This is a genomic window from Ruegeria sp. AJ12, from assembly GCF_056536245.1.
Window position 1 is genome coordinate 2,942,173 of the sequence record NZ_JBQFJJ010000001.1, and the last position, 25,299, is coordinate 2,967,471.

A 25,299-nucleotide genomic window follows, 5' to 3' on the forward strand; every position below is an offset into this window, starting at 1 on the left:
CTTGGAGGCTTGGTCACCCATCAGGCGCGCCCCCTTGCCCCATTTTCCGCAAACCGTCAACAATGCGGGCCAGCGCCATGCTTAACGAACCCTTCGCCAGAACGGCGTCGCCGCTGCGGATCAGTTTTGGCAGGTGCCCGGCCATCTCGGCGCTGGTTTCAGACCACATTCCGCGCTTGTCATCAGGTAAAGCCTTGTGCATGGCCTGCATCAGAGGGCCAATGCAGTGAACCTGATCGACACGCGCCATGGCCTCGACAGAGGCCATGGCGGCATGCATGGCCTGTTCCTGTGTCCCCAGTTCCTTCATGTCGCCCAGAAACGCAACGCGGCGCGCGCCCTCTGTCGCGGCCAGCACCTCCAGCGCGGCCTCCATCGACGTCGGGTTGGCGTTGTAGCTGTCGTCCAGCAACTGGACCTGCCCGCCGTCCGGCAAGGCGATGGTTTCGCGCACGCCGCGACCCGCGACCGGTGACCAGTCCTCTAGACCAGAGATTGCGCTGTCGAGATCGACGCCCAACTCAACGCAGGCCGCCACAGCACCCAAGGCGTTCATGGCGAAATGCGTGCCTGCGGATTGAACGTCAAAGGCGATGGGCGCATCGGCGACCCTCGCGGTTGCGTGGACTGAATTCGACAGCTGGCGGACATCGGTCAGCACGTAGTCTTTAGCGTCGCGGCCGAATTCAACGATTTTTGCATCATGGCTGCGCGCGTGCTGGCGCAGGATATCAGCGTGATCGACATCGGCATTGACGATGGCCGCGCCGCCGGGGACCAGTCCGTCGAAGATCGCGGCCTTTTCATGGGCGATACCGGCAACGGAGTCGAAAGCTTCGAGGTGAACGGCGGCAACAGTGGTGACCAGGGCGACATGCGGCTGTGTCTGCCGGGCCAGCGGAGCGATCTCGCCCGGGTGGTTCATGCCGATCTCGATCACCGCATATTCGGTATCTTGCGGCATGCGGGCCAAAGTCAGCGGCACGCCCCAGTGATTGTTGTAACTGGCCACGCTGGCATGAGTTTTGCCCTGCGTTTCCAAGATTTTGGCCAGCATTTCCTTGGTTGACGTTTTTCCGACACTGCCAGTGACCCCAACCACGCGTGCGGCGCAGCGTGCGCGTGCGGCTTGCCCCAACGCTTCGAGCCCGGCCAGCACATCGTCCACGATCAGCAGCGGGGCATCTTGCGCCACGCCGTCCGGAACACGCGAAACAAGCGCGGCGCCAGCGCCTTTTTCCAGCGCCTGTGCAACGAAATCATGCCCGTCGCGCGCCGCCTTGAGTGCTACAAACAGGTCGCCGGGTTGCAAACTGCGGGTATCGATGGAGACACCATCCGCCACCCAGTCGGTCGTCGCACGCCCGTTGGTGGCCGCGGCAGCATCGGCTGCGGTCCAGAGGGTCATACGACCCTCCCGTCCAGCGCAGCAACCGAGATGCTGGCCTGTTCCACGTCATCAAAGGGAAGGATTTGATCCCCAACCACTTGCCCGGTTTCGTGGCCCTTGCCTGCGATCAGCAGCGCATCTCCCGGTTGCAGCGCGTCGATCCCACGCAAAATGGCTTCAGCCCGGTCCCCGACTTCAGTCGCGCCAGGGGCGCCCTCCATCACAGCAGCGCGGATTGTAGCCGGGTCCTCACTGCGCGGGTTGTCATCGGTGACAAACACCATATCCGCGTGATTGGCCGCAGCTCTGCCCATCAAGGGCCGTTTGGCCACGTCGCGGTCGCCGCCCGCGCCCACAACGGCGATGAGACGGCCCATGACATGCGGGCGTAGCGCCTTGAGCGCCGTGGCGACCGCGTCCGGCGTGTGGGAATAGTCGACAAACACGGTGGCGCCATTCTCACGCGTTGCAGCCAATTGCATCCGACCACGCACGGTCGTCAGATGCGGCAGGGTGTCAAACACGCGTTCAGGGTCGTCGCCTGCCGCAATCACCAGCCCGCAAGCCAGCATAACGTTCTCTGCCTGAAACCCGCCGATCAGGTTCAGACGGGTTTGAAAGGTCTTGCCCTGCCAAGAGAAGCGCAAATCCTGCCCGGTCGCATCAAAGCGCTGGTTCATCAGGCACAGATCGGCATTGCCCAAACCCACGCTGAGGATGGACTGACCACGGGCTTCGGCAATCCGGCGCACCTGTGCGCCCTTCGGGTCGCTGAGGTTGATCACCGCGGTGCCGTCCTGCGGCAAGACGCGATCAAACAGACCGGCCTTGGCGGCGAAATACGCATCGAAAGTCTGGTGATAATCCAGATGATCCTGCGAAAAGTTCGAAAAACCGGCGGCGACCAGTTGCACCCCATCGAGGCGGCGCTGTTCCAGACCATGTGACGAGGCCTCCATCGCGGCGTGGGTCACGCCGTTCTCGACCGCCTCGGCCAGACACCGATGCAGGGTAATCGGTTCAGGGGTCGTGTGGGCCAGCGGCGCGCTCCAGGCGCCCTCGACCCCGGTGGTGCCCAGGTTGACGGCGATATGACCGAGTTCGGTCCAGATCTGGCGCACGAAAGTGGCAACCGAGGTTTTGCCGTTGGTTCCGGTCACGGCAACGATGGTCTGAGGCTGCGCGCCGAACCAGAGCGCCGCCGATCCGGCCAGCGCCTGGCGGGGGTCTTCGACCACGATCAGCGCGGCGTTGGAGGCGGCCAGCTCATCGGCCGCGATCTCGACCCCTTTTGCGTCGGTGAGAATGGCAGCAGCACCCATGCGGAGGGCATACTGAATAAACTCGCCCCCATGCACGCGGGTGCCGGGCAGCGCGGCAAACAGGTACCCGTCCTTTACCGCACGGCTGTCGACCGCCAGCCCGGTAATGTCCGGGTTTGTGCCGCCCCGCGCGGTCAGGGCCAGCTGGCTGAGTTTCTTTGACCGATTGCCCATCACCCACCTCGTATCCCGCGGCCTAGTTCGAGGTCAGGGTTATAGCAGCGCCCGCCTCAGGCTCAAGCCGGGGTCTGAGACCCAGCAAAGGCGCGATCCGACCGATCAGTTCAGCAGCGACCGGCACGGCAGTCCAGCCCGCTGACCGGCGTTTTTCGCCATAGGCGACGATGGACGGCTCATCCAGCGTGACGATCAGAACGTATTTCGGATCGTATTCGGGGAAAATCGTGGCGAAGGTCGCGATGACCTTGTCGTCGTAATACCCGCCGCGCGGTTTGGGCTTGTCAGCGGTTCCGGTCTTGCCGGCGACGCCGTAGCCGGCCACTTCACCAAAACTGGCCGTACCGTCGGTCACGACTTTACGCAGCATCTTCTGCGCCTGACGTGCGGTTTCCGCTGTCATCACGCGCGGCCCGTATTGCGGTCCGTTCCGGCGCAGAATGGTCGGGCTGACATAGTGCCCACCATTGGCAATCGCCGCATATCCCGCCGCCAGATGCATCGGGCTGGTCGACAACCCATGCCCATAGGAAATGGTCACCGTGCTCAGCTCGCCCCATTTTTTGGGTTTGAGGGGTTCGCCACCTGCGGCCTCGACAATCTCGAAAGGCGTCGGTTCGAACATACCCAGCGCGTCGAGAAAATCCTGCTGACGCTGCGCACCGATCTGCAGAGCCAGTCGTCCGGTGCCCCGGTTCGAGCTGTTGACGATCACGTCGCTGACGCTGATCTTTCCATAGTTCTTCCCGTTGAACTCGCCAATCGGGAAGCGGCCGATCTTCATCGGACCCGAGGCATCGATGATCGTTTCGGAATTGGCCAGACCCAGTTGAAGCGCCTGCGCCGCGGTAAAGATTTTGAAAACCGATCCCAGCTCGTACACACCCTGCACGTACCGATTGAACAAAGGGCTGTCGGACGGATCGAACCCCGAGGTCGGCGGGCGCGGGCGGTCATTGGGATCAAAGGACGGCAGCGACGCGGCCGAGACGACCTCACCCGTATGGGCATTCATCAACACCGCCGAGGCACCTTTGGCGTTCATGATTTTCATGCCGCCGTACAGCACCTGCTCGACCGCAGCCTGAATGGTCAGATCCAGGGACAACTGCAGTGGCTTGTTACCGTTCGCCGGGTCCCGCAGATAGTCGTCGAACTGCTTTTCAACACCCGCCACCCCGATGACTTCGGCCGCGGTCACTCCCTCGCGGCCAAAGCCCGACCCGCCCAGGATATGTGCGGCAAGACGCCCATTGGGGTAAAGCCGCATCTCGCGCGGGCCAAACAGAATGCCCGGATCGCCGATATCATGAACGGCCTGTTTCTGCTCTGGCGAGATACGGCGCTTGATCCACAGAAACTTACGATTTCCGGTGAAGTCCTTGACCAGACGATCCTTGTCGAGATCGGGGAAAATCGCCACAAGCTGATCGGCGGCCGCGACCGGATCGATCATCAAGGGCGGCTGCGCATAGACGGAGTAGGTGTCCAGATTGGTCGCGAGGATGCGCCCTTCCCGGTCCACGATATTGGCGCGTTGCATGGCAATCGACGCTCCCGGGGCACTGGCCAGCGGTTCCTTTGCTTCGGACGTTGCGAGCATCCCCATGCGAAAGCCCACAACCGAGAAGGCACAGAAGAAAAACAGGCCCAGCACCAACAAACGCCCTTCGGCACGGGCGCGGGCACGATCTTTCATGTCTTCGTGGCGTTGGCGGATGTTTTCGCGCTCGATGGTCTTCGGGTTTTCTCCGCGAGCGCGGGCATCCAGAACGCGCGCCAAAGGGCGAAGGGGGGTCCGTGTCATGGCAGTTGCACCTCACCTAGCGCCTGTGTGTCGGTGATCGCCTGCAACTCGATCGGGTCGAGGATAGGCAGGTCGGGGTCTTCGGCATAGGCGATTTGATCCGCACGCCCGAACTGTTCGGCGCGCAGTGGCAGCAGGCCAAGGCGTTCGAAGTTCAGATCCGCCAGTTCACGCAGGCGATCCGGGCGATTCAGATAGGCCCATTCGGCGTTCAACACGGCCAGCCGTACCTGTGCGGTACCGATCTGACGCTGCAGCGACTGGGTTTCCTTCAAAACCTGCTGGGTGCGGTAGTTTTCCTGATACGCCCACAAAGCCAGCCCGAAAACGGCCAGAGCGGTCAACACATACAAAACACTCTTCATCTCGCTCTGTCCCCTAGTTGCGGCATGCCGAGGGCGCGGGGTTCAATCTCTCCCGCCGTGGCATCCGTTCGTACAGCAACACGCAGTTTGGCCGACCGTGCGCGCGGGTTTTCCCGCAACTCCTGCTCATCCGGACCAATGGCCTTGCGGGTCTTCACTGTGAATTGCGGCTGTTCCTGTTCCATCTCGGGCGCGTAGCGATTGGCACGACCCGTCTTTCCGGCGCGTGCCTGAAAGAACCGTTTGACCATCCGGTCTTCGATGGAATGAAACGTCACGACTGCCAGCTGCCCGCCCGGTTTCAAGGCCCGCTCGGCGGCCATAAGCCCTTGGAACAGTTCTTCGTATTCGGCGTTCACGGCAATGCGCAGACCCTGAAAGCTGCGAGTCGCGGGGTGCGATTGACCCGGTTTGGAACGCGGCAGGCAGGATTCGACGATCTCGGCCAGACGCAAAGTCGTCGTTATCGGCGCCTCTACACGGGCTTTTACAATGGCCTTGGCGATCCGGCGACTGGCGCGCTCTTCCCCGTAGTGAAACAGGATATCGGCCAGGTGAGCCTCAGATGCCGTGTTGACCAGATCGGCGGCGCTCCCACCTTCCTGGCTCATCCGCATGTCCAGCGGGCCCTCCTTCATGAAGGAAAAGCCGCGTTCCGCCTGATCTAGCTGCATGGACGACACGCCAAGGTCCAGCACGACGCCATCCAATTCTTGCGCATATTCATCCATGCGCGAAAAAACACCGGGCTGCATCGCCAGCCGGTCGCCATACTGCCCCGCCCAGCCCGCCGCCATTTCAAAGGCCAAAGGATCGCGATCGACGGCGATCACCTTGTCCGCCCCGGCCTCCAGCAAACCACGCGTGTAACCCCCGGCGCCAAAGGTGCCGTCAAGCCATACGCCTGAAACCGGTGCGACAGCCTCCAGCAACGGACGCAGCAGTACAGGGACATGAGGTTTATCCGTTGGAGAGTGATCCGCGCCGGCCATGCCGTCACGCATCCCCGGACCCGTCGAGGAACTCCATTGGATCGAAGTCGTCCGGCAGGTCGTCCAGCCATTCTTCGGCGGCTGCCAGTTCCTCGGCGTCGTAGGTCTCGGGTTTCCAGATCTGGAACGTGTCACCGGCAGCGATAAAGAACGCTTCGGAATCAAGGTCGATCTTGGTGCGCAGCTTGGCGGGCAAAACCAGGCGGCCGGTTTCATCCACGTTGGTGGGAAAGGACTGGCCATGGAACATGCGTTGCAACATCCTGCGTTGCATCGACCCGCGCGGCAGCGCATCGATCTTGGCGTCGACCTCGTCGATCGCCTGCATCGTGTAGCATTCCAGGTATTTGCGGCGGTGATCCCCGTAGACAATCACCAGTTCGGGATTGTCGCCAGGCTGCCAGTTCGGGTCGGAGGCTTCAAGCACACGGCGAAAAGAGGCCGGGATCGAGACCCTGCCCTTAGCATCCACCTTGTGGTGGCTTTCACCTCTAAACCTGCGCGCCAAGACGACTGTCCCTTTCGCTTGCGCCCCACCTCAAATTCCACGTTCCCCCGGATGAAAAACGGCGGGTTGATCTGCTGCCACTGATCAACCCGCCGCATTGACCCGCTGTGCGGGATGTCCAGCTGCGCGCGCCACCTGGGGGGATGTCTGCTCGCCCGCGCGCCGGATCTCTTGGTTGATGAAAGCGAGATGCCTGTATGAAACCTGAATATTTTGGTCGGGGTCGTTTGGCGCCCCATGTGCCTCGTCCTCATCGGATGCACTAAGGGATGACATGGGAATTCATGGAAATCAATACCTTTTTTAGGCAGGTTTACCTCCAGTGGACACTTCGGCCACACGGGACAAGTCAAAAAAACACCACCGCTTACTGCATATTGATCAAATTAGAAGATCCAATACTACATATGTACAAGCTAGGTTCACTATTAACTTTTCCCATGAATTCCCGAAAAAATGACTGCACTCTGAAAATCAGCTCTAAACCGCTGGTTCACGCCGATGCGGGACAAGAATCATCGACGAAGATTCGGACCAGTCTTGCATTTTCAACAGGGGTCAGAACGCCCCGCCCATGGTTTCCCATGAAAAGGTAGGCCGGGATACTTCGCGATGGCGGCCCGAGTTTTCCGCTTTTACAGCGCCCAAATTTTAGCGCTTGCCGCACAATCAAGGTGCAACTGCTTGCGCTAACAAAAAATTTCGAAACCGTGTCGCACAAAAGGAAATGCTCAAACCCATATTTTTAAGGCGAAATCGCGCGCGAGCACTCAAGGTTTTGATATCTATGCATTTGCTGCATGGCAGCATTGACGATGTGCCTATTGTGCAATCGCAGCATTCACCTATCTTCAGTCTCAAGCAAACGCCGGACATCACCGGCAATAACATGAGACATCGGGTTATTCACATGGCAGTGGCAACCAACACATCGACGCTGAAAAGCACATCCAGCGGCGGACTGGCATCGCTGATCGAAACAGCAAAAACACGCTTTGCGCGGTACCGTATGTACCGCCAGACCGTCAGCGAACTGTCGGCCCTGTCGAACCGCGAGCTGGCCGATCTGGGCATGCACCGGTCGATGATCCGCCGCGTCGCGATGCAGGCGACCGAGGATTACACGGCGCGCTGAGCGCGGAACGCATAACAGAGATCAGACCCTTCCTCCTCCCTTTAGGGTCTGTAATCAGCGGCAGCATCTAACTCCTCCCTGATGTTGCCGCACCTTATACCGGCCACGGATGCCGGACACCGATACATCGGGGCTCTCCTCCTCCCTGCCTCGATGTTGAAAGCGCGCGGCGACGTCTACCTCCTCCCTGACGTCGCCGCGTCTTCCCCATACCGGGATCAGACCCGGGTTCAGATGCATCAGGGCTCTCCTCCTCCCTGCCTTGGTGTTGAAAAGAACGGCGGTTCCCTCCTCCTCCCTGGGAACCGCCGTTTTTCTTTTGTCGGACAGAGGAAGGGCGCCACGGTCACGACCGGGCGCCCATCAGATAATCGAGCATGTGCCGTCAGGCACATTCCTTTGGATCAGAACAGCACATCATCCTTGGCTGACAGGAAGCGAGAGACAACTTTCTTGACCCCGGCCTTGTCGAAATCGACTTCAACCTTGTCGCCTTCGATGTCGATCACTGCGCCATAACCGAATTTCTGGTGAAACACCCGCTCGCCCAAAGTGAAGCTGGCCACCGCCGTGGCATCGATCACAGTGTTCCGACTTTCGCGCGGTTGAGACATGCCATATTGCCCCTGCCGCGCCTGCAACCGCCTCCAACCCGGCGAGTTGTAGACATTCGCCTCAGCCGCGCGGGTTTCGATGCCGGCATTGGTCTGGCGACCGCCGTAGAGCCCCGGCGCCGTCAGCACCTCCACATGATTCTCCGGCAGCTCGTCGATGAATCGCGAGGGCATCGAGTTCTGCCACTGCCCGAATACACGACGATTGGCGGCGAAGGAAATCGTACAGACCTCTTCCGCACGGGTGATACCGACATAGGCCAGTCGCCGCTCTTCCTCGAGCCCCTTGATCCCTGATTCGTCCATCGACCGCTGCGAGGGGAACAGACCATCCTCCCACCCCGGCAGGAACACGGCGGGAAACTCAAGCCCTTTGGCCGCGTGCAGGGTCATGATCGAGACTTTGGCCCCGTCGCTCTCCTGTTCGTTATCCATGACAAGACTGACATGCTCCAGAAACCCCTGCAGGTTCTCGAAATTGTCCAGCTGATTGACCAGTTCCTTGAGGTTTTCCAGTCGCCCCGGAGCTTCGGGTGTTTTCTCGTTCTGCCAATGCGCGGTGTAGCCGGATTCATCCAGCACGATCTGCGCCAATTCAATATGCGAATGCTCCGGCGCGCCATAGCGGATCGGCGTCACCCCATCGTCGATCACTGAATCGTCATCGACCTCGATCCGAGGCCCACGAGTCATCGCATTCCAGCGCGCCAGCCCGTCGATCAGTTCGCGCAGCGCTTTGCCACCCTTGCCCTTGATCAGACCATTATCGACAGCGATCCGCGCACCGTCGACCAGAGACATTCCGTTCTCTCGCGCCACCATCTGGATCGTCTGCTGCGCCTTGTCGCCAAGGCCGCGTTTGGGCGTGTTTACGATCCGCTCGAACGCCAGATCATCCTCGGGGCTGACCACCAGCCGGAAATACGCCATGGCATCGCGGATCTCCATCCGTTCATAGAATCGCGGGCCACCGATCACCTTGTACGGCAATCCGATCGTCAGGAACCTGTCCTCAAACGCGCGCATCTGGTGCGAGGCGCGCACGAGGATAGCAATCTCATCCAGGGTCATCGGGCGAACGCCGCGCGTGCCACCCTGCATCGCGTCGATCTCTTCCCCGATCCAGCGCGCCTCTTCCTCGCCATCCCAGTGGCCGATCAAGCGAACCTTTTCGCCTTCTTTCTCAGCCGTCCAAAGTTCTTTCCCCAGGCGACCTTCATTGCCTCGGATCACATTCGACGCAGCCGCCAGAATATGCGGCGTCGAGCGGTAGTTCTGCTCCAATCGCACCACATACGCGCCGGGGAAGTCCTTCTCAAAGCGCAGGATGTTGCCCACTTCGGCCCCGCGCCAGCCATAGATCGACTGGTCGTCGTCGCCCACGCAGCAGATGTTCTTGTGCCCCCCGGCCAGCAGACGCAGCCAGAGATATTGGGCGACGTTGGTATCCTGATACTCATCCACGAGGATGTAACGGAACCAGCGCTGGTATTGCTCCAACACGTCCTGATGGGTCTGAAAAATCGTGACCATGTGCAACAACAGGTCGCCGAAATCCACAGCGTTCAATTCCCGCAGGCGGGTCTGATATTGGGCGTAAAGTTCAATGCCCTTGTTGTTGTAGGCCCCGGCATCCGCTGCCGGCACCTTGTCGGGCGTCACGGCCCGGTTCTTCCAGTCATCAATGATCCCGGCCAGCATCCGGGCGGGCCAGCGTTTGTCATCGATATTCGCAGCTTGCACCAGTTGCTTGAGCAGGCGCAGTTGATCATCGCTGTCGAGAATAGTGAAGTTCGATTTCAGATCGACAAGTTCCGCGTGGCGACGCAACAGCTTGACACAGATTGCGTGGAAGGTGCCCAGCCACGGCATCCCTTCGGCAGGCTGACCAAGAAGACGGCCTACACGCTCTTTCATTTCGCGCGCGGCCTTGTTGGTAAATGTAACCGCCAGAATCTCATTCGGACGCGTCGTTCCGGTGGTCAGCAGATGCGCAATCCGGGTGGTCAGTGCCTTGGTTTTCCCGGTTCCCGCCCCGGCCAGCATCAGCACCGGACCGTCCAGCCGTTCAACCGCTTCACGCTGCGCCGGGTTCAACTCGTCCAGATAGGCCCTGGGACGCACGGCCATCGCCCGTGCCGAAAGCGATGCGCCCTCAAAGGCGTCCATTTCGTCAAAACTGCTCATGTCGCCAAACTACGCTGGATGTGCAAAAAGGGAAAGGGTTTGTTCACGGCTTGTTCGCATAGATTTTCCCAAAATAGTACGCGTGCGTGGTTCAGTGTCCCGCCCGCGTACTCGGACTTTAACGAATTTTCAAAGAAATCCGTCGACCCTGCGGACAGAAGCACAAGGGGGTTGGTTCGGTGGACGGGCAAAAGAAAGAAACTCAGGGGCGGACTCTTGTGCGCCTGATTTCAGGCATGGGTTTGCTGTGCGTGGTCGGGCTGGCGGGATGGATATCCATCAAAGGGGCAGACCCGCTTGTCGATCGCATGATCGAGGCTGAGGTGCGTCATCGGGCCGAGGTTTGGGAAAGCCACATCTCGGTGTTGATGCCGGATTTTCACCTCGAATTCACGACCGGCAAGATCAACCCGGACGAAGCCGCCGTTCTCAAAAGATTTTTGGGCGCCACGGACGTGTTTCGAATGCAGGTCTACGACGCCACGGGGCGTGCCATCTGGTCCTCGGCCGGGCCGCACAGCCATGCGCCTGCGTTGTCTGAAAACCGCCGCAGCGAAACGTTGAAGGGGCGCATTTTCTACGCGCTTTCGCAGAAATCCGTACTTGAGGTGCTGCATTCGGAAACAGCCGCGCTGGACCGCTCTGATCAGGTTCGGGACGTGGCCGAGACGGTCGCTCCGGTCACCAATGGAGGCGCGTATCTTGGGGCCGTTCAGTTCTTCACTGACGTCAGCGATCTGCGTGTTGCCTTTCTGAGGCAGATCCGCCCGCTGCTGGCGCTTGTTGGTTGTCTGATGATCGGAACGATTCTGACCGTTGCCGCCGTGGTTTTTCGCAGCAACCGGCAACAGCTGCGCAGCGTCAAAAACCGCGCGTTGAAAGAGCGCGAGCTGATGGATGAACAGTTGCGCCTGGCACGTGAAGTCCGCCTTTTGGGTGAGCTGAACGAATGGCTGCAGTCCAGCCGGTCTCTGGATGAGTTGTTCGACATGGTCTCACGCTTCATGACGCATATCCTGCCCGCAGCTGAGGGCAGCGTGTATGTGTATTCCAACTCGCGCGATGTGCTGGATGGCTGCGCCAGTTGGAATGGCGGCTCGCACAAGGCGCATATCCACCCCGAGGGATGCTGGGGGCTTCGACGCGGGCGGACCTATGAATTCGGTGCCTCCGAGATTGATTTTGTCTGCGAACATGCAGAGCCGCATGACGGCCGTCCCTATTTCTGCTTTCCAATTTTGGCGCATGGTGAAACGGTCGGTCTGCTGCATCTGCGCGCGCATGAAGATTGCGGTGACGAGTTTCACGCCAGCAAGAAACTGGCGCAGCTATGTGCCGAGCAGATCAGCATGGCAATCGCCAATGTTCGGATGCGCGATCAGTTGCACGATCAGTCGGTGCGCGACCCACTGACCGGGTTGTTCAACCGACGCCACATGACTGAGACCTTGCGCAAGGGGATAAGTCGCAGTCAACAGACCGGTGCACCGCTGAGCGTGATTGCCGTGGATGTGGACCATTTCAAGAAGTTCAACGACACGCACGGGCATGATGCGGGCGACATGGTTCTGCGCGCGGTTGGGGCCGCGTTGGCACAGGGCTGTGACCGGGACGAGGTCGCCTGCCGCATCGGTGGCGAGGAATTCATGCTGATCCTTCCGGACAACACGCCCGAAGATGCCATGACCCGGGCCGAAAAGTTGCGACAGGCGGTCGAAGTCATTTCCGTTCGCTATGGTGAGAAATCCCTGCCGCGCATCACGATATCCGTTGGAGTGGCGCATTACCCGGCACACGGAACCATGCCGCAGGATCTGATGCGCGCGGCGGATGATGCGCTGTATGCGGCCAAGGACAAAGGGCGCAATCAGGTACAGGTTGCGCGCGACGCCCCCTGCGACCTTGCAAAGTCCGCAGAACACACGCCCCCCACACATGCGGCGCAAAAATCGGCGCCACCGGCAAGCGCGGCCTGAAATCCTTGCCGAATCGCGCCGCAGGTCGGATCAATCCGCATGGACCTGCACAGTACATATCCCGGGATTGAGGATCTGAAGTGGCGCGCAAAACGGCGGCTGCCGCATTTCGTCTGGGAATACATCGACAGCGGAACCGGGGTTGATGCGGCGCGGCGCCGAAACCGGGCGGCTCTGGATCGTATCCAGTTCAGCCCATCGATCCTGCACGGTGAACTGGAGTTCGACACGGGCGTGCGGTTCCTTGGGTGCGAATACACGGCCCCCTTCGGCATCGCGCCAATCGGAATGTCCGGCCTGGTCTGGCCGGATGCCGAAGGTATCCTGGCCCGTGCCGCCGCCGCGGCTGGAATTCCTTACACATTGTCAACGGTCGCCAGCCAGAGTCCCGAAGATCTCGCCCCGCATCTGGGCGGCACTGGCTGGTTTCAACTCTACCCGCCGAAAGACCCGGACGTCCGCGCCGATGTCCTGAAGCGTGCACGGAACGCCGGGTTTCAGACGCTGGTTCTGACAACGGATGTACCGGTCGCCTCACGTCGCGAACGGCAAACGCGGTCCGGACTGACCCAGCCACCCAAATTCACCCCGCGCCTGATGGCGCAAGTGTGCCGGCGTCCGGCCTGGGCCATGGGGATGTTGCGCAATGGCGTGCCCAGGATGCGCACCCTGGAGAAATACATCGACAGTACCCAAAACCTGCCGCCGACGGCGCATATCGGATACCTGCTCCGGGCGTCTCCGGATGTCGACTATGTCAAGTGGCTGCGCGACCACTGGGACGGGCCTTTGATCGTCAAAGGCGTGTTGCGCCCCGAAGATGCTGAGCGGCTGCATCCGGTCGGCGTCGATGCCTTGTGGGTATCGAATCACGGCGGCCGACAGTTTGACGCCGCCCCCGCCACGATCGATGTCCTGCCTTCCATCCGCGCCGCAACAAGACTGCCGTTGATATTTGACAGTGGCGTCGAGGGCGGGCTGGATGTTCTGCGCGCTCTGGCCGCAGGGGCCGATTTCGTCATGGCCGGACGGGCATTTCTCTATGGCCTTGGGGCGCTTGGCGCGCGCGGCCCGGCGCATGTGATCGACGTTCTGAGGCAGGACATGCTGGCGAATATGGGTCAGATGGGGGTCGCAAATCTGGCTCAGTTACCCCCGCGTAAAGAGGGCAATTGATGCTGCGGCGCAGCGTGCGTATAAGAAATCCGCGAACATAGGGCGTTTGCGAGCGATAACATGCCGGTTCTACCCAGAACGACTGATATACGCGCGCATAATCTCCGCCTATTACCACGCCCAAACCAATAAGACCGGGACATCACATGACCGACTTCAACAAGATCCTGATCGCCAATCGCGGCGAGATTGCCATTCGCGTGATGCGCGCAGCCAATGAAATGGGCAAACGCACCGTCGCTGTCTTTGCCGAGGAGGACAAGCTGGGGCTGCATCGCTTCAAAGCGGACGAGGCATATCGCATTGGCGAGGGCATGGGACCGGTCGCGGCGTATCTGTCCATCGACGAGATTATTCGCGTGGCCAAGGAGTGCGGCGCGGATGCGATTCATCCGGGCTATGGCCTTTTGTCCGAGAACCCGGATTTCGTGGATGCCTGCGTCAAGAACGGTATCACCTTCATCGGCCCCAAGGCCGAGACCATGCGCGCCCTTGGCGACAAAGCCAGCGCGCGGCGTGTTGCGATAGCGGCAGGTGTTCCTGTCATCCCGGCGACCGAGGTGCTGGGTGACGACATGGACGCCATCCGAAAGGAGGCGGCCGAGATCGGCTATCCGCTGATGCTCAAGGCGTCGTGGGGCGGTGGCGGTCGCGGGATGCGGCCCATCGACTCGGAAGAGGAACTGGAGGAGAAGGTCCTTGAGGGCCGCCGCGAGGCCGAAGCCGCCTTTGGCAACGGTGAAGGCTATCTGGAAAAGATGATCACCCGCGCCCGCCACGTCGAGGTGCAGATCCTGGGCGACAAGCATGGGGAGATTTACCACCTCTACGAACGGGACTGCTCGGTTCAGCGTCGCAATCAAAAGGTCGTGGAGCGCGCGCCTGCCCCGTACCTGTCTGAAGAACAGCGCGCCGAAATCTGCGAACTCGGCCGCAAAATCTGCGCTCATGTGAATTATGAATGCGCGGGCACCGTTGAATTCCTGATGGATATGGAAACGGGCAAGTTCTACTTCATCGAGGTAAACCCCCGCGTGCAGGTCGAACACACGGTCACCGAAGAAGTCACCGGGATAGACATCGTTCAGGCGCAAATCCTGATCGCCGAGGGCAAGACGCTGGCCGAGGCCACCGGCGCCGCCAGCCAGGCCGGTGTTCAGTTGAACGGCCACGCGTTGCAGACCCGGATCACGACCGAGGACCCGCAAAACAACTTCATCCCCGACTATGGGCGCATCACCGCCTATCGCGAGGCGACCGGAATGGGCATCCGGCTGGATGGTGGGACAGCCTATTCCGGCGGGGTGATCACACGGTTTTATGACTCTTTGCTGACCAAGGTGACAGCATGGGCTCCGACACCGGATATGGCGATTGCCAGAATGGACCGCGCCCTGCGCGAGTTCCGTATTCGCGGCGTCAGCACCAATATCGACTTTGTCATCAACCTGCTGAAACACCCGACCTTCCTGTCGAATGAATACACAACCAAGTTCATCGACACGACGCCGGACCTGTTCACGTTCAAACGCCGTCGCGACAGGGGCACAAAGGTTCTCACCTACATCGCGGATATCACCGTGAACGGGCATCCCGAAACCAAGGACCGCCCCAAACCGCGCCCCGACCTGAGAGAAGCCAAGCCCCCGGCGCTGAAAGCCGAGCCCCAGATGGGTACCCGCAATCTGCTCGAGCAGAAGGGGCCGCAGGCCGTGGCCGACTGGATGAAGGCACAGCGCCAGCTGCTGATCACCGACACCACCATGCGGGACGGGCACCAATCCTTGCTGGCCACCCGCATGCGCTCGATCGACATGATCAAGGTCGCTCCGACCTATGCCGCCAACCTGCCGCAACTGTTCAGCGTCGAATGCTGGGGCGGCGCGACGTTTGATGTGGCCTACCGGTTCCTGCAGGAATGCCCGTGGCAGCGCCTGCGTGATCTGCGCGAGGCAATGCCGAACCTTATGACCCAGATGCTGCTGCGCGGGGCGAACGGGGTTGGCTACACCAATTATCCCGACAACGTGGTTCGGGAGTTTGTTCGTCAGGCATCACAGAATATCGACGTGTTCCGGGTGTTCGACTCGCTGAACTGGGTCGAGAACATGCGGGTCGCCATGGATGCGGTCGTTGAAAATGGCAAAATCTGCGAAGGCACGGTCTGCTACACGGGCGACATCCTTGACCCGGACCGTGCCAAATACGACCTGCAATATTATGTCGGAATGGCCAAGGACCTGCGCGATGCCGGGGCGCATATTCTGGGGCTGAAAGACATGGCGGGGCTGTTGAAACCGGCCTCGGCCAGGATCCTGATCCGCGCATTGAAAGAAGAGGTCGGGCTGCCGATCCATTTCCACACCCACGACACCGCAGGCATTGCCAGCGCGACCATTCTGGCCGCGTCCGAGGCTGGCGTAGATGCGGTGGATTGCGCGATGGACAGTTTTTCGGGCAACACGTCACAGGCGACGCTGGGCACGGTGGTCGAGGCCCTGCGCCATACCGACCGGGACACCGGGCTGGACATTAAGGCGATCCGCGAGATCAGCGATTATTTTGAGGCAGTTCGCGGCCAGTACGCCGCCTTCGAATCCAGCCTGCAGGCACCGGCCTCCGAAGTGTATCTGCACGAGATGCCGGGTGGGCAGTTCACCAACCTCAAGGCGCAGGCACGGTCTCTGGGCCTTGAAGAGCGCTGGCACGAGGTGGCGCAAATGTATGCGGATGTGAACCAGATGTTTGGTGACATCGTCAAAGTGACACCCTCGTCCAAAGTGGTCGGCGACATGGCGCTGATGATGGTCAGTCAGGGGCTGACACGCCAGCAAGTCGAAGACCCGTCGACCGATGTGGCCTTTCCCGACTCGGTCGTGGACATGATGCGCGGCAATCTGGGGCAACCTCCGGGCGGGTTCCCCGACACGATCATTCGAAAAGTGCTCAAGGACGAGGCCCCGAACACGGCCCGTCCCGGAAAGGATGTCGCGCCGGTCGATCTGGAAGCCACTCGCGCAGATCTGTCCAGTCAACTGGACGGCAAAGAGGTCGATGACGAGGATCTGAACGGATATCTGATGTATCCCAAGGTGTTCCTGGACTACATGGGTCGCCATCGGATTTACGGCCCGGTCCGTACCTTGCCGACGCGGACATTCTTCTACGGTATGGAGGCCGGAGAGGAGATCACGGCTGAGATCGACCCCGGCAAGACGCTTGAAATCCGGTGTCAGGCCATTGGTGAGACTGATGAAAAGGGTGAGGTCAAAGTCTTCTTTGAGCTGAACGGCCAGCCGCGTGTGATCCGCGTCCCGAACCGCATGGTGACATCGGCCACCCAAGCCCGTCCCAAGGCCGAGGTGGGTAGTCCCAACCATGTCGGCGCGCCGATGCCGGGAGTGGTGGCAACTGTCGCAGTGACCGCAGGGCAGGAGGTCAAGGAAGGAGACATGCTGCTGACCATTGAAGCCATGAAAATGGAAACCGGCATCCACGCCGAGCGTGACGCAACAGTCAAGGCCGTGCATGTGCAGCCCGGCGGTCAGATTGACGCAAAGGACTTGCTCATCGAACTGGAATAAACTGCGCAACGCGATACAGTCATGGGGGCCGCGTGGGACACCGCGCGGCCTTTTTCGTGAGAGAACGGAGCCTTGGCATGCTTACGATAACCCCGATCTACGCCGCCCTGCTGGCGTTTCTGTTTGTGGCCCTGTCCGTCAACGTGATCCTGCGACGGCGCAGCGACAAGGTGTCGGTGGGCGATGGTGGTCAGAAAACGATGATCAAAGCCATGCGAACGCAGGCCAATTGCGCAGAATATGCACCATTTGCCCTTCTGCTTATCGCCATTGTCGAGTTGCAGGGCGCCAGTGCATGGCTGATCAATCTGCTTGGCCTGACACTGGTTGCAGGGCGTGTTTTGCACGCCTACGGTTTTGGCCGCACACCCCAGATCATCATTTTGCGGCAAATGGGCATGGGGCTGACCTTTGCCGCGATTCTGTTGGCAGCCATGGCAAGCCTTGCGCTGGTACTGTAGGCCTTAGCCCGCCAACACCTGCATCTCGATACCCGGTGCAGTCCGGAAGAGCGGCTCGAATTGACCGATCCTGTCCTTGCCCGTCACCGACATCAGCTTCACCAGCAAAATCATGGCAGCCAGAACCGCGATCTTAAGGTCTCCGGCACGCATCATATCGTCCCTCCGGCCATTTTCTTTTCGAAATTTTCTGGTCTTTTAACGTCCGAGACGCCGGTTTCCGTCGAAAGATTTTTGCTGGCTGATGTGTTTTTCCGCTTGCAGCGCGGCATGGGAATTAATACATCCCTCCTCACTCAACGGCGCGGGCGTAGCTCAGGGGTAGAGCATAACCTTGCCAAGGTTAGGGTCGGGCGTTCGAATCGCCTCGCCCGCTCCATTGAGAGGCCGAAAGGCCAAGCATGTATCTGATGCGGGCGTAGCTCAGGGGTAGAGCATAACCTTGCCAAGGTTAGGGTCGGGCGTTCGAATCGCCTCGCCCGCTCCAGATACCAAATTCTCTGAACATTCTGGTTCTTTGTGGGGCGTTGCGCCATTCTGGCTGCATTGCGCAACACAGGATCATTGCCCATGTCAGATTATGTTATCCGGCCCCTGACCGCCGACGAAGTTCAACACGCCGTGGATTGGGCCGGGCGAGAGGGTTGGAATCCGGGTGTTCATGATGCCGAGTGTTTTCGCCCGACGGACCCGGATGGGTTTCTGGGTGGGTTTCTGGATGGTGAGATGATCGCCTCGGTCTCGGCCGTGAACTACGACGACGCGTTTTCGTTTCTGGGCTTCTACATCGTGAAGCCGGAATTCCGGCACCACGGCCACGGGCTGGAGATCGCCGGGCACGCGCTCGCCCATTGCACAGGGCGCAATATGGGGCTGGATGGCGTCGTCGAACAGCAGGACAACTATCGCAAATCCGGCTTCACCTTCGCCTACAACAATTACCGTTTTTCCGGGACGAAGACTCGGATGCTTGCCAAGTTGGGCACCGAACCAAACGACCACGTAACCGATCTGAACAGCGCATCCGATGAGCTGAAAGCATACGACCGCGAGCTGTTCCCCGCCCCGCGCGAGCTGTTTCTAGATAGCTGGCTGAGCGCCTACAGCCATGTCTCGAAGCTGTATTCCGAGAACGGTAAAATCCGCGGCTATGCGACGCTGCGCCCCTGTCTGACCGGCTACAAGGTTGGCCCTTTGTTTGCGGATACGCCCGAAATTGCGAGGGCTCTGCTGGGTGCACTTCTGGAGGCGGTTCCAGAGGACCATAACGAACACCAAGTCTTCGTAGATATGCCCCAACCCAATACGGCAGCCTTCGCGCTAGCCAGCGAACTTGGGCTGGACAAGGTGTTTGAAACGGCCCGGATGTATTCCGACCACGAACCGGATATCGATCTGAGGCGCATCTTTGGCGTGACGACGTTCGAACTGGGCTAAAACGCCTTGAAGGTCATCGTGGTCAATGACCGTTCGATGTTTGGAATCACCAGCAGGTGCTCATTGATGAAATGACCCACATCTTCGGTCTCGGGGATGTAGAGTTTGAGCATCAGGTCATATTCACCGCTGGTCGAATAGAGTTCCGAGTGAATTTCCCGCAGAGCGATCTCTTCAGCGACCTTGTACGTCGTGCCGGGTTTGCAGCGGATCTGAATGAATACGCAGGTGGACATGGGCCGGGCCTTTTTGGTTCAGTTGAGCGCAGGCTGTCATGGGCTGCGCCCGGGTGCAATCCCTTGCAACAGTTTGCGCCCAATGGCTGATGCGGTCTGGATCAATCCACCCCACCCCGTCTATAAGCGCGCCTGTAACAAAAGGAATTCGCCCATGCGCAGTGCAAAGATCAGCCGTCAGACTGCGGAAACCGATATCTCGGTTGAGGTCAATCTGGACGGGACCGGCCAGTATGACAACCAGACCGGCGTCGGCTTCTTTGACCACATGCTGGATCAGTTGGCCCGCCACTCGCTGATCGATATGACGATCCGCGCCAAGGGCGATTACCATATCGACGACCACCACACCGTCGAAGACACCGGCATTGCTCTGGGTCAGGCGTTGACGCAGGCTTTGGGCGATAAGAAAGGCGTCCGTCGCTATGGCGAGTGCCATCTGCCCATGGACGACGCGCAAGTCCGCTGTGCGCTAGACCTGTCGGGCCGTCCCTATCTGATCTGGAACCTCGACCTGCCAACGCCCAAGATCGGAGCGTTCGACACAGAACTGGTGCGCGAGTTCTTTCAGGCGTTGAGCACACATGGTGGCATCACCCTGCATATCGACCGATTGCACGGATTTAACAGCCACCACATTGCCGAGGCGGCGTTCAAGGCTGTCGCACGTGCACTCCGTCTGGCCGTTGAAACCGATCCGCGCAAGGCGGATGCGATTCCGTCGACCAAGGGTGCGCTCTGAATGCTCACCGCGATTATCGACTATGAAAGCGGCAATCTGCACTCGGCTGAAAAGGCATTTCAGCGCATGGCACGTGAGATGGATGCAGGTGAGGTCGTGGTCACTTCTGATGCGGACGTTGTGTCGCGCGCAGACCGGTTGGTTCTGCCGGGGGACGGAGCGTTTCCGGCCTGCGCCGCAGAACTGCGCGGTCACAAGGGCATCTATGACGCGATGGTCGAGGCGGTCGAGCAGAAAGGCCGCCCCTTTCTGGGCATCTGTGTCGGCATGCAACTGATGGCCACCAAAGGCCATGAATATGTCGAGACCGGTGGCTTGGGCTGGGTCGCGGGCGATGTCGTGCGGATCGAACCCTCGGACAAGGCGCTAAAGGTGCCGCATATGGGTTGGAACGATCTGGTGCTTGAGAGCGACCACCCGGTCTTTTCGGGGGTCCGTTCAGGCGATCACGTCTATTTCGTGCATTCCTACCACTTCCGGGTTGATGACCCCGCGCAGCGCCTGGCTTATGTGGATTATGGGCAGGAGGTCACGGCCGTCATTGGCCGCGACACGATGCTGGGATTGCAGTTTCATCCCGAGAAAAGTCAGGATGTGGGGCTGCGCATGATCGGGAATTTCCTGACCTGGGCTCCCTGAGCAGTTATTGAACCCGCGTCCAGGTCTGACCACGGCAAACCAGACCACCGGCGACACAGCCTTTGACCGTCAGTGTGTTCTGTCCATCCAGCGCCATTTTCGAACTATAGGTTTTGTCGCGATCAGGCGCCCAGATTTTTCCACTGTCGTATTGGCCACCACCATCGGGCACCATGTCCCAGATGATCTGCTTGCCGAGGTTTTCGTAATCCAGCTGCTCATCGCCGTTTGCATCAAACGCAGTGTCGATGGTCCCACAGATGGCGCTGCCGCAGGACCCGATGGACACATGCAGATAACCACCGGTATCGCCCGGCTGGGTTTTCCAAATCCCGTCAACCGGATCAGCGGCAAATGCGGTGGATGCCAGAGCGGCAAAACCCGCTGCGAGTACAATTCTCTTCATGATGTTCTCCCTATTTTGCCATCAGTCTGGCCCGACCACCAGTTTCGGGCAAGATTGACTTTGCGTCGCGTTGCATCCCCTACCCGGCTTGTGCGATATCCCGCCCGAATATCCGTGATACAAGGCCGCACGACATGATCCTCTACCCTGCTATCGACCTCAAGGACGGCCAGGCCGTGCGCCTGCTGCGTGGCGAAATGGACAAGGCCACGGTTTTCAACGATGACCCGGCGGCTCAGGCCCAGGCTTTTGTGGAGGCCGGCTGCGAATGGCTGCATCTGGTCGATCTGAACGGGGCATTCGCCGGTGAACCGGTCAACGCGGCCCCGGTCGAAGCCATTTTGAAAGCCTGCAAAGTGCCAGCACAACTGGGTGGAGGGATTCGCGACATGGCCACCATTGAAATGTGGTTGGACAAAGGTCTGGCGCGGGTGATCTTGGGCACCGTTGCCGTCGAAAACCCCGAACTTGTGCGCGACGCAGCCAAAGCGTTTCCCGGTCAGGTCGCCGTCGGCATTGACGCGCGAAACGGGATGGTGGCCACCAAGGGCTGGGCCGAAGAAACCGATGTCGAAGTCACCGATCTGGCACGCAGTTTCGAGGACGCGGGTGTCGCGGCGATCATCTACACTGATATCAACCGCGACGGCGCAATGCAGGGACCGAATATCGAAGCAACCGCAGCATTGGCACGCTCGGTCTCGATTCCGGTCATTGCATCCGGTGGCGTCTCGTCGATTGGCGACCTTGTTGCCCTGCGCGATTGTGGCGCAGGATTGAATGGTGCGATTTCAGGACGCGCGCTTTATGATGGGGCGATTGATCTGAAAGAGGCCCTTGAGGAACTCAAGGCGTAGTCCGATGTTGAAACCGCGCGTGACACGATCCGACCTGCCGGCGACAAGCCTGCTACACAAAAGGCATCAGGCGGGTGATTTTCTGGACTGCTACAGCGTCGCGTCCGATCTGCCTCCGCGACCAGCAGCGGAAATCATCACCTCTTTCCCGGGCTGGGCCATGGCGCTGGTCCGCTTGCGCGGCCTTCTGGTTGCGCCGTTTGGGATCAGCAAATCCGGACCCGCTGCTGAGGATAAGGTCGGTATTTTTCCGGTTGAACACGACGACGGGACAGAAGTGATCGCGGGGTTCAACGATCGCCATCTGGATTTCCGGGTGTCGGTCCATTCCGAAGGTGGTCGCGTTTCATTGGCCACCTGGGTGCACCGGCACAATCTGGGGGGACGGCTGTATCTGGCCTTGATCCTGCCGTTTCACATCTTGATCGCCCGGAACGCGCTTGCGCGGGTCAGCCGCGCAAGCCCCTGATTTGATTTCGGTTACCCCGCTGCGGCGGCGGTCAGCTTGGCCAGCGCGCCGCGCATTTTCTCGATGACCGGAGAATTCTCGACCGCATCAAGCTCATCCATGGTTTCCTTGGGGTCTTCATACGCCAGCCAGACCTGACCGTTCTCGTCCTCATAGGCCTGCACCTTGAGCGGCAGGAACAGACCTGCGCGTGGATCGATCTGCATGGCGGGTGTGCCAAGCGCCGGATTGCCGAAGATCAGCACCTGATTGGCCGGGATAGTCATGCCGACCTTTTCCGCCCCTGCCGCGTGGTCCACACGGGCAAAAACGGTCGCACCCGCATTTCCGACGGCAGCCTCCAGTGCGTCCAAAGCCTCGGACACAGATTTGTCGGTGTTGATCTTGATGATGTCATCGTCCGCCATCGCTGCGACAGCTCCTCCGAGAATAAATGCCGTTGTCAAAATGAGTTTACGCATCTCATTGATCTCCTGATGAATTTGGGGACAGTTTTCACAGGTTTAAGTCGACTGGCAATCACAAGTCTGGCATCGGCGGGGCTTTGCCGGTACAGGTGCGGCAACAAAGGAAGGCGTATGCTGAAAACCCGTATCATTCCCTGTCTGGATGTCGCCGATGGCCGTGTGGTCAAGGGCGTCAATTTTGTCGGCCTGCGGGATGCCGGAGACCCGGTGGAATCGGCCAAGGCCTATGACGCGGCGGGGGCGGACGAGATCTGCTTTCTGGACATCCACGCCACCCATGAAAATCGCGGGACCATGTTTGATGTCGTGCAACGCACTGCAGAGCAGTGCTTTGTTCCGCTGACCGTGGGCGGCGGTGTGCGGACCAAGGATGACGTGCGCGCCCTGCTGCTGGCGGGGGCGGACAAGGTCAGTTTCAACTCGGCTGCCGTCGCCAATCCGGATGTCGTGGCCGAGGCGGCCGACCAGTTCGGCAGCCAGTGTATCGTCTGTGCAATCGACGCAAAGACCGTCAGCCCCGGAAAGTGGGAGATCTTCACGCATGGCGGGCGAAAGCCAACCGGTATCGATGCCGTCGAGTTTGCCAAAACGGTGGTCGCCAAGGGCGCGGGTGAAATCCTGCTGACCTCGATGGATCGCGACGGCACAAAGGCCGGGTTCAATCTTCCGCTGACCCGCGCAATCTCGGATGCAGTGGACGTGCCGGTGATCGCTTCGGGCGGGGTTGGCACCCTGGATCATCTTGTCGAAGGTGTGACCGAAGGCGGGGCAAGCGCGGTTCTGGCCGCGTCGATCTTTCATTTTGGCGAGTTCACCATTCGCGAGGCCAAGGAGCATATGGCCGCCGCCGGTATCCCCATGAGGCTGACATGAGTATTCTGCACGATCTGGCCGCAACGATCGAAGCCCGCAAAGGTGCCGACCCCGAGTCCAGCTGGACAGCCAAGCTGTTGGCCAAAGGACCGGAAAAATGTGCCGAGAAGTTCGGAGAAGAGGCCATCGAGGCCATCGTCGAGGCCGTCAAAGGCGATCAGGACAGGTTAACGGCCGAAGCAGCAGACGTTCTGTACCACCTGCTGGTCATGCTCGCTGCGCGCGATGTGTCTCTGGAGTCCGTTCTGAAAGAACTTGCGGGGCGCCAGGGAACAAGTGGGATCAACGAAAAGGCTGCGCGCCCGCAAACCTAGAACCCGGGCTTTCGTCGCGTCGGCACACCGCATATAATCGACTGTCAGAGCGCTCCGGCGCACTCACAACGGGGATGGCCCAAGTGTTCCGACGTTTTGCATTTGCGCTGATGCTTTTGTGCGGTCTGTTGTTGGCCGCTTGCGCGACACCACCACCCTCGGACGGTCAAGAAGTGCAAAGGCTGGCTGCTGAAATACGCAGTCTCGGACCGGACGTGGACCCAGCGGAGGCAGATCGCGCAGCAAAGATTGCCTATGCCTATACCGCCCAGTTGGTAAAGGAGTACGAAATCACTGACCCGCCACTGATCCACAACACAAAGGTGAATAACGGGTTGCGCCCGCGGGGGTTGTGCTGGCACTGGGCTGAAGACATCGAACGCCGATTGAGGCAAGAAAACTTCAAGACCCTCACACTCCACCGCGCCATCGCCAATGCGGACAACCCGTTCCGAATCGATCACAGCACGGCGATTATCAGCCGAAACGGCGACACGTTGTATGAAGGCGTGGTTCTGGACCCGTGGCGCTATGGCGGGGTACTGTTCTGGTCGCCCTTGCTTGAGGACACACGGTACGACTGGGTGCCGCGTGAGGTGGTTCTGGAGAAGCGGCGTCAGGAACAGGTGGCCCGGCTGAAACCCTATGCCGGCGGGTAAACCGCTACAGTTTGGACGAAATGATCCCGGTGCTGAACCCGCCCATGCGCAACTCTCCAAACAACCGTTGATATTCGATTTTGGGACATCGGTTCATAACCACGTCGACCCCGCGCGCCTTTGCCTGTGCTGCGGCTTGGTTGTTCTCAACGCCGATTTGCATCCAGATCGTTCGCAGCGCCGGGAAGGCGTCCAATGCGTCGTGGACGATGGGCGGTACGGCCTCTGACTTGCGGAATATGTCAACCATATCAACGGGCTCTGTTATGTCTGACAGTGCACCCTGAACCGTCCGGCCAAAAAGCTCTTTTCCCGCGTGACCCGGATTCACCGGGATGACGTTGTACCCTTTCAGCGACAAATATCGCGCCACGTAGTAGCTGGGCCTAACCGGATTCATCGATACGCCCACAACTGCAACCGTTTTTGTGCGCTGCAGGATGGATTTGAGAAAATCGTCGGAATACTCAGGCATGCGCTTACCTTAGGCATGGTTCAGACAAGAA

General features: G+C 59.9%; 25 protein-coding genes and 2 tRNA genes. 15 read left to right on the plus strand and 12 right to left on the minus strand.

What is annotated here, in order from left to right:
* Window positions 1–13: 13 nt before the first annotated feature.
* From ACR3E0_RS14640 to mraZ, 6 genes are read right to left on the minus strand one after another with little or no spacing between them, the layout of a single operon-like run.
* Window positions 14–1,408, minus strand: coding sequence for a UDP-N-acetylmuramoyl-tripeptide--D-alanyl-D-alanine ligase (locus ACR3E0_RS14640; protein ID WP_480479544.1), 1,395 nt, complete (start codon window positions 1,406–1,408; stop codon window positions 14–16).
* Window positions 1,405–2,886: a UDP-N-acetylmuramoyl-L-alanyl-D-glutamate--2,6-diaminopimelate ligase gene (locus ACR3E0_RS14645; RefSeq protein WP_480479545.1), complete on the minus strand. Its 1,482-nt coding sequence runs from the start codon at window positions 2,884–2,886 to the stop codon at window positions 1,405–1,407. Before ACR3E0_RS14645 ends, ACR3E0_RS14640 begins: the two co-directional genes overlap by 4 nt.
* A 22-nt stretch (window positions 2,887–2,908) precedes the next feature.
* On the minus strand, window positions 2,909–4,696 hold the full coding sequence (locus ACR3E0_RS14650) for a peptidoglycan D,D-transpeptidase FtsI family protein (protein ID WP_480479546.1): 1,788 nt from the start codon (window positions 4,694–4,696) through the stop codon (window positions 2,909–2,911).
* A complete protein-coding gene (ftsL, locus tag ACR3E0_RS14655) occupies window positions 4,693–5,061 on the minus strand; it encodes a cell division protein FtsL (protein ID WP_480479547.1) in 369 nt (122 codons plus the stop codon). Before ftsL ends, ACR3E0_RS14650 begins: the two co-directional genes overlap by 4 nt.
* On the minus strand, window positions 5,058–6,053 hold the full coding sequence (gene rsmH, locus ACR3E0_RS14660) for a 16S rRNA (cytosine(1402)-N(4))-methyltransferase RsmH (RefSeq protein ID WP_480481055.1): 996 nt from the start codon (window positions 6,051–6,053) through the stop codon (window positions 5,058–5,060). The genes ftsL and rsmH overlap by 4 nt, the downstream gene beginning before the upstream one ends.
* 4 nt (window positions 6,054–6,057) lie before the next feature.
* Window positions 6,058–6,525: a division/cell wall cluster transcriptional repressor MraZ gene (gene mraZ / locus ACR3E0_RS14665; protein ID WP_480479548.1), complete on the minus strand. Its 468-nt coding sequence runs from the start codon at window positions 6,523–6,525 to the stop codon at window positions 6,058–6,060.
* 946 nt (window positions 6,526–7,471) lie between these two features.
* Here mraZ and ACR3E0_RS14670 point away from each other — a divergent pair.
* Window positions 7,472–7,696, plus strand: a complete 225-nt coding sequence (locus tag ACR3E0_RS14670) for a DUF1127 domain-containing protein (protein ID WP_480479549.1) — start codon at window positions 7,472–7,474, stop codon at window positions 7,694–7,696.
* A 404-nt stretch (window positions 7,697–8,100) separates the two neighbouring features.
* On the opposite strand, the gene ACR3E0_RS14675 is transcribed toward ACR3E0_RS14670, so the two are convergent.
* Entirely contained in the window at window positions 8,101–10,497 is a 2,397-nt protein-coding gene (locus ACR3E0_RS14675) for an ATP-dependent helicase (RefSeq protein WP_480479550.1), read from the minus strand.
* A 236-nt stretch (window positions 10,498–10,733) separates the two neighbouring features.
* Between ACR3E0_RS14675 and ACR3E0_RS14680 the strand changes: the two genes are divergently transcribed.
* The 4 genes from ACR3E0_RS14680 to ACR3E0_RS14695 all read left to right on the plus strand — a co-directional run bounded on the left by ACR3E0_RS14680 (window position 10,734) and on the right by ACR3E0_RS14695 (window position 17,694).
* Complete coding sequence (locus tag ACR3E0_RS14680) at window positions 10,734–12,473, plus strand: sensor domain-containing diguanylate cyclase (RefSeq protein ID WP_480481057.1); 1,740 nt, start codon at window positions 10,734–10,736, stop codon at window positions 12,471–12,473.
* 39 nt (window positions 12,474–12,512) lie between these two features.
* On the plus strand, window positions 12,513–13,649 hold the full coding sequence (locus ACR3E0_RS14685) for an alpha-hydroxy acid oxidase (protein WP_480479551.1): 1,137 nt from the start codon (window positions 12,513–12,515) through the stop codon (window positions 13,647–13,649).
* A gap of 146 nt (window positions 13,650–13,795) precedes the next feature.
* A complete protein-coding gene (locus ACR3E0_RS14690) occupies window positions 13,796–17,233 on the plus strand; it encodes a pyruvate carboxylase (RefSeq protein ID WP_480479552.1) in 3,438 nt (1,145 codons plus the stop codon).
* Between the two features lie 77 nt (window positions 17,234–17,310).
* Window positions 17,311–17,694, plus strand: a complete 384-nt coding sequence (locus tag ACR3E0_RS14695; RefSeq protein ID WP_480479553.1) for an MAPEG family protein — start codon at window positions 17,311–17,313, stop codon at window positions 17,692–17,694.
* Between the two features lie 3 nt (window positions 17,695–17,697).
* On the opposite strand, the gene ACR3E0_RS14700 is transcribed toward ACR3E0_RS14695, so the two are convergent.
* Entirely contained in the window at window positions 17,698–17,850 is a 153-nt protein-coding gene (locus tag ACR3E0_RS14700; RefSeq protein ID WP_480479554.1) for a hypothetical protein, read from the minus strand.
* A 148-nt stretch (window positions 17,851–17,998) separates the two neighbouring features.
* Between ACR3E0_RS14700 and ACR3E0_RS14705 the strand changes: the two genes are divergently transcribed.
* From ACR3E0_RS14705 to ACR3E0_RS14715, 3 genes are all read left to right on the plus strand, one after another.
* Window positions 17,999–18,073, plus strand: a tRNA-Gly gene (locus ACR3E0_RS14705).
* 33 nt (window positions 18,074–18,106) lie between these two features.
* Window positions 18,107–18,181: transfer RNA gene (locus tag ACR3E0_RS14710), tRNA-Gly, on the plus strand.
* An 83-nt stretch (window positions 18,182–18,264) separates the two neighbouring features.
* On the plus strand, window positions 18,265–19,131 hold the full coding sequence (locus ACR3E0_RS14715; protein WP_480479555.1) for a GNAT family N-acetyltransferase: 867 nt from the start codon (window positions 18,265–18,267) through the stop codon (window positions 19,129–19,131).
* Here ACR3E0_RS14715 and ACR3E0_RS14720 read toward each other — a convergent pair.
* On the minus strand, window positions 19,128–19,367 hold the full coding sequence (locus ACR3E0_RS14720) for an Lrp/AsnC family transcriptional regulator (RefSeq protein ID WP_117868312.1): 240 nt from the start codon (window positions 19,365–19,367) through the stop codon (window positions 19,128–19,130). The genes ACR3E0_RS14715 and ACR3E0_RS14720 overlap by 4 nt on opposite strands.
* Before the next feature lie 154 nt (window positions 19,368–19,521).
* Between ACR3E0_RS14720 and hisB the strand changes: the two genes are divergently transcribed.
* Window positions 19,522–20,109: an imidazoleglycerol-phosphate dehydratase HisB gene (gene hisB / locus ACR3E0_RS14725; protein WP_480479556.1), complete on the plus strand. Its 588-nt coding sequence runs from the start codon at window positions 19,522–19,524 to the stop codon at window positions 20,107–20,109.
* Window positions 20,110–20,748, plus strand: coding sequence for an imidazole glycerol phosphate synthase subunit HisH (hisH, locus tag ACR3E0_RS14730; RefSeq protein WP_480479557.1), 639 nt, complete (start codon window positions 20,110–20,112; stop codon window positions 20,746–20,748).
* Between the two features lie 4 nt (window positions 20,749–20,752).
* On the opposite strand, the gene ACR3E0_RS14735 is transcribed toward hisH, so the two are convergent.
* The gene (locus ACR3E0_RS14735) at window positions 20,753–21,154 is read right to left on the minus strand and encodes a DUF2147 domain-containing protein (protein WP_480479558.1); all 402 of its coding nucleotides are present in this window, start codon (window positions 21,152–21,154) and stop codon (window positions 20,753–20,755) included.
* A 134-nt stretch (window positions 21,155–21,288) separates the two neighbouring features.
* On the opposite strand from ACR3E0_RS14735, the gene hisA reads away from it, so the two are divergent.
* Both hisA and ACR3E0_RS14745 read left to right on the plus strand, forming a co-directional pair.
* A complete protein-coding gene (hisA, locus tag ACR3E0_RS14740; protein WP_480479559.1) occupies window positions 21,289–22,011 on the plus strand; it encodes a 1-(5-phosphoribosyl)-5-[(5-phosphoribosylamino)methylideneamino]imidazole-4-carboxamide isomerase in 723 nt (240 codons plus the stop codon).
* A 4-nt stretch (window positions 22,012–22,015) separates the two neighbouring features.
* On the plus strand, window positions 22,016–22,480 hold the full coding sequence (locus ACR3E0_RS14745; RefSeq protein WP_480479560.1) for a DUF2867 domain-containing protein: 465 nt from the start codon (window positions 22,016–22,018) through the stop codon (window positions 22,478–22,480).
* An 11-nt stretch (window positions 22,481–22,491) separates the two neighbouring features.
* Here ACR3E0_RS14745 and ACR3E0_RS14750 read toward each other — a convergent pair whose 3' ends face one another.
* Window positions 22,492–22,941 (minus strand): DUF302 domain-containing protein, encoded by a 450-nt coding sequence (locus ACR3E0_RS14750; RefSeq protein WP_480479561.1) that lies wholly within the window; start codon window positions 22,939–22,941, stop codon window positions 22,492–22,494.
* A gap of 117 nt (window positions 22,942–23,058) precedes the next feature.
* Between ACR3E0_RS14750 and hisF the strand changes: the two genes are divergently transcribed.
* From hisF to ACR3E0_RS14765, 3 genes are all read left to right on the plus strand, one after another.
* A complete protein-coding gene (gene hisF, locus ACR3E0_RS14755) occupies window positions 23,059–23,820 on the plus strand; it encodes an imidazole glycerol phosphate synthase subunit HisF (RefSeq protein WP_480479562.1) in 762 nt (253 codons plus the stop codon).
* On the plus strand, window positions 23,817–24,134 hold the full coding sequence (locus ACR3E0_RS14760; RefSeq protein WP_480479563.1) for a phosphoribosyl-ATP diphosphatase: 318 nt from the start codon (window positions 23,817–23,819) through the stop codon (window positions 24,132–24,134). The genes hisF and ACR3E0_RS14760 overlap by 4 nt, the downstream gene beginning before the upstream one ends.
* Window positions 24,135–24,244: 110 nt before the next feature.
* Window positions 24,245–24,793 (plus strand): hypothetical protein, encoded by a 549-nt coding sequence (locus ACR3E0_RS14765; protein WP_480481059.1) that lies wholly within the window; start codon window positions 24,245–24,247, stop codon window positions 24,791–24,793.
* A 4-nt stretch (window positions 24,794–24,797) separates the two neighbouring features.
* Here ACR3E0_RS14765 and ACR3E0_RS14770 read toward each other — a convergent pair whose 3' ends face one another.
* Window positions 24,798–25,268, minus strand: a complete 471-nt coding sequence (locus ACR3E0_RS14770) for a CoA-binding protein (RefSeq protein ID WP_480479564.1) — start codon at window positions 25,266–25,268, stop codon at window positions 24,798–24,800.
* Between the last annotated feature and the right edge of the window lie 31 nt (window positions 25,269–25,299).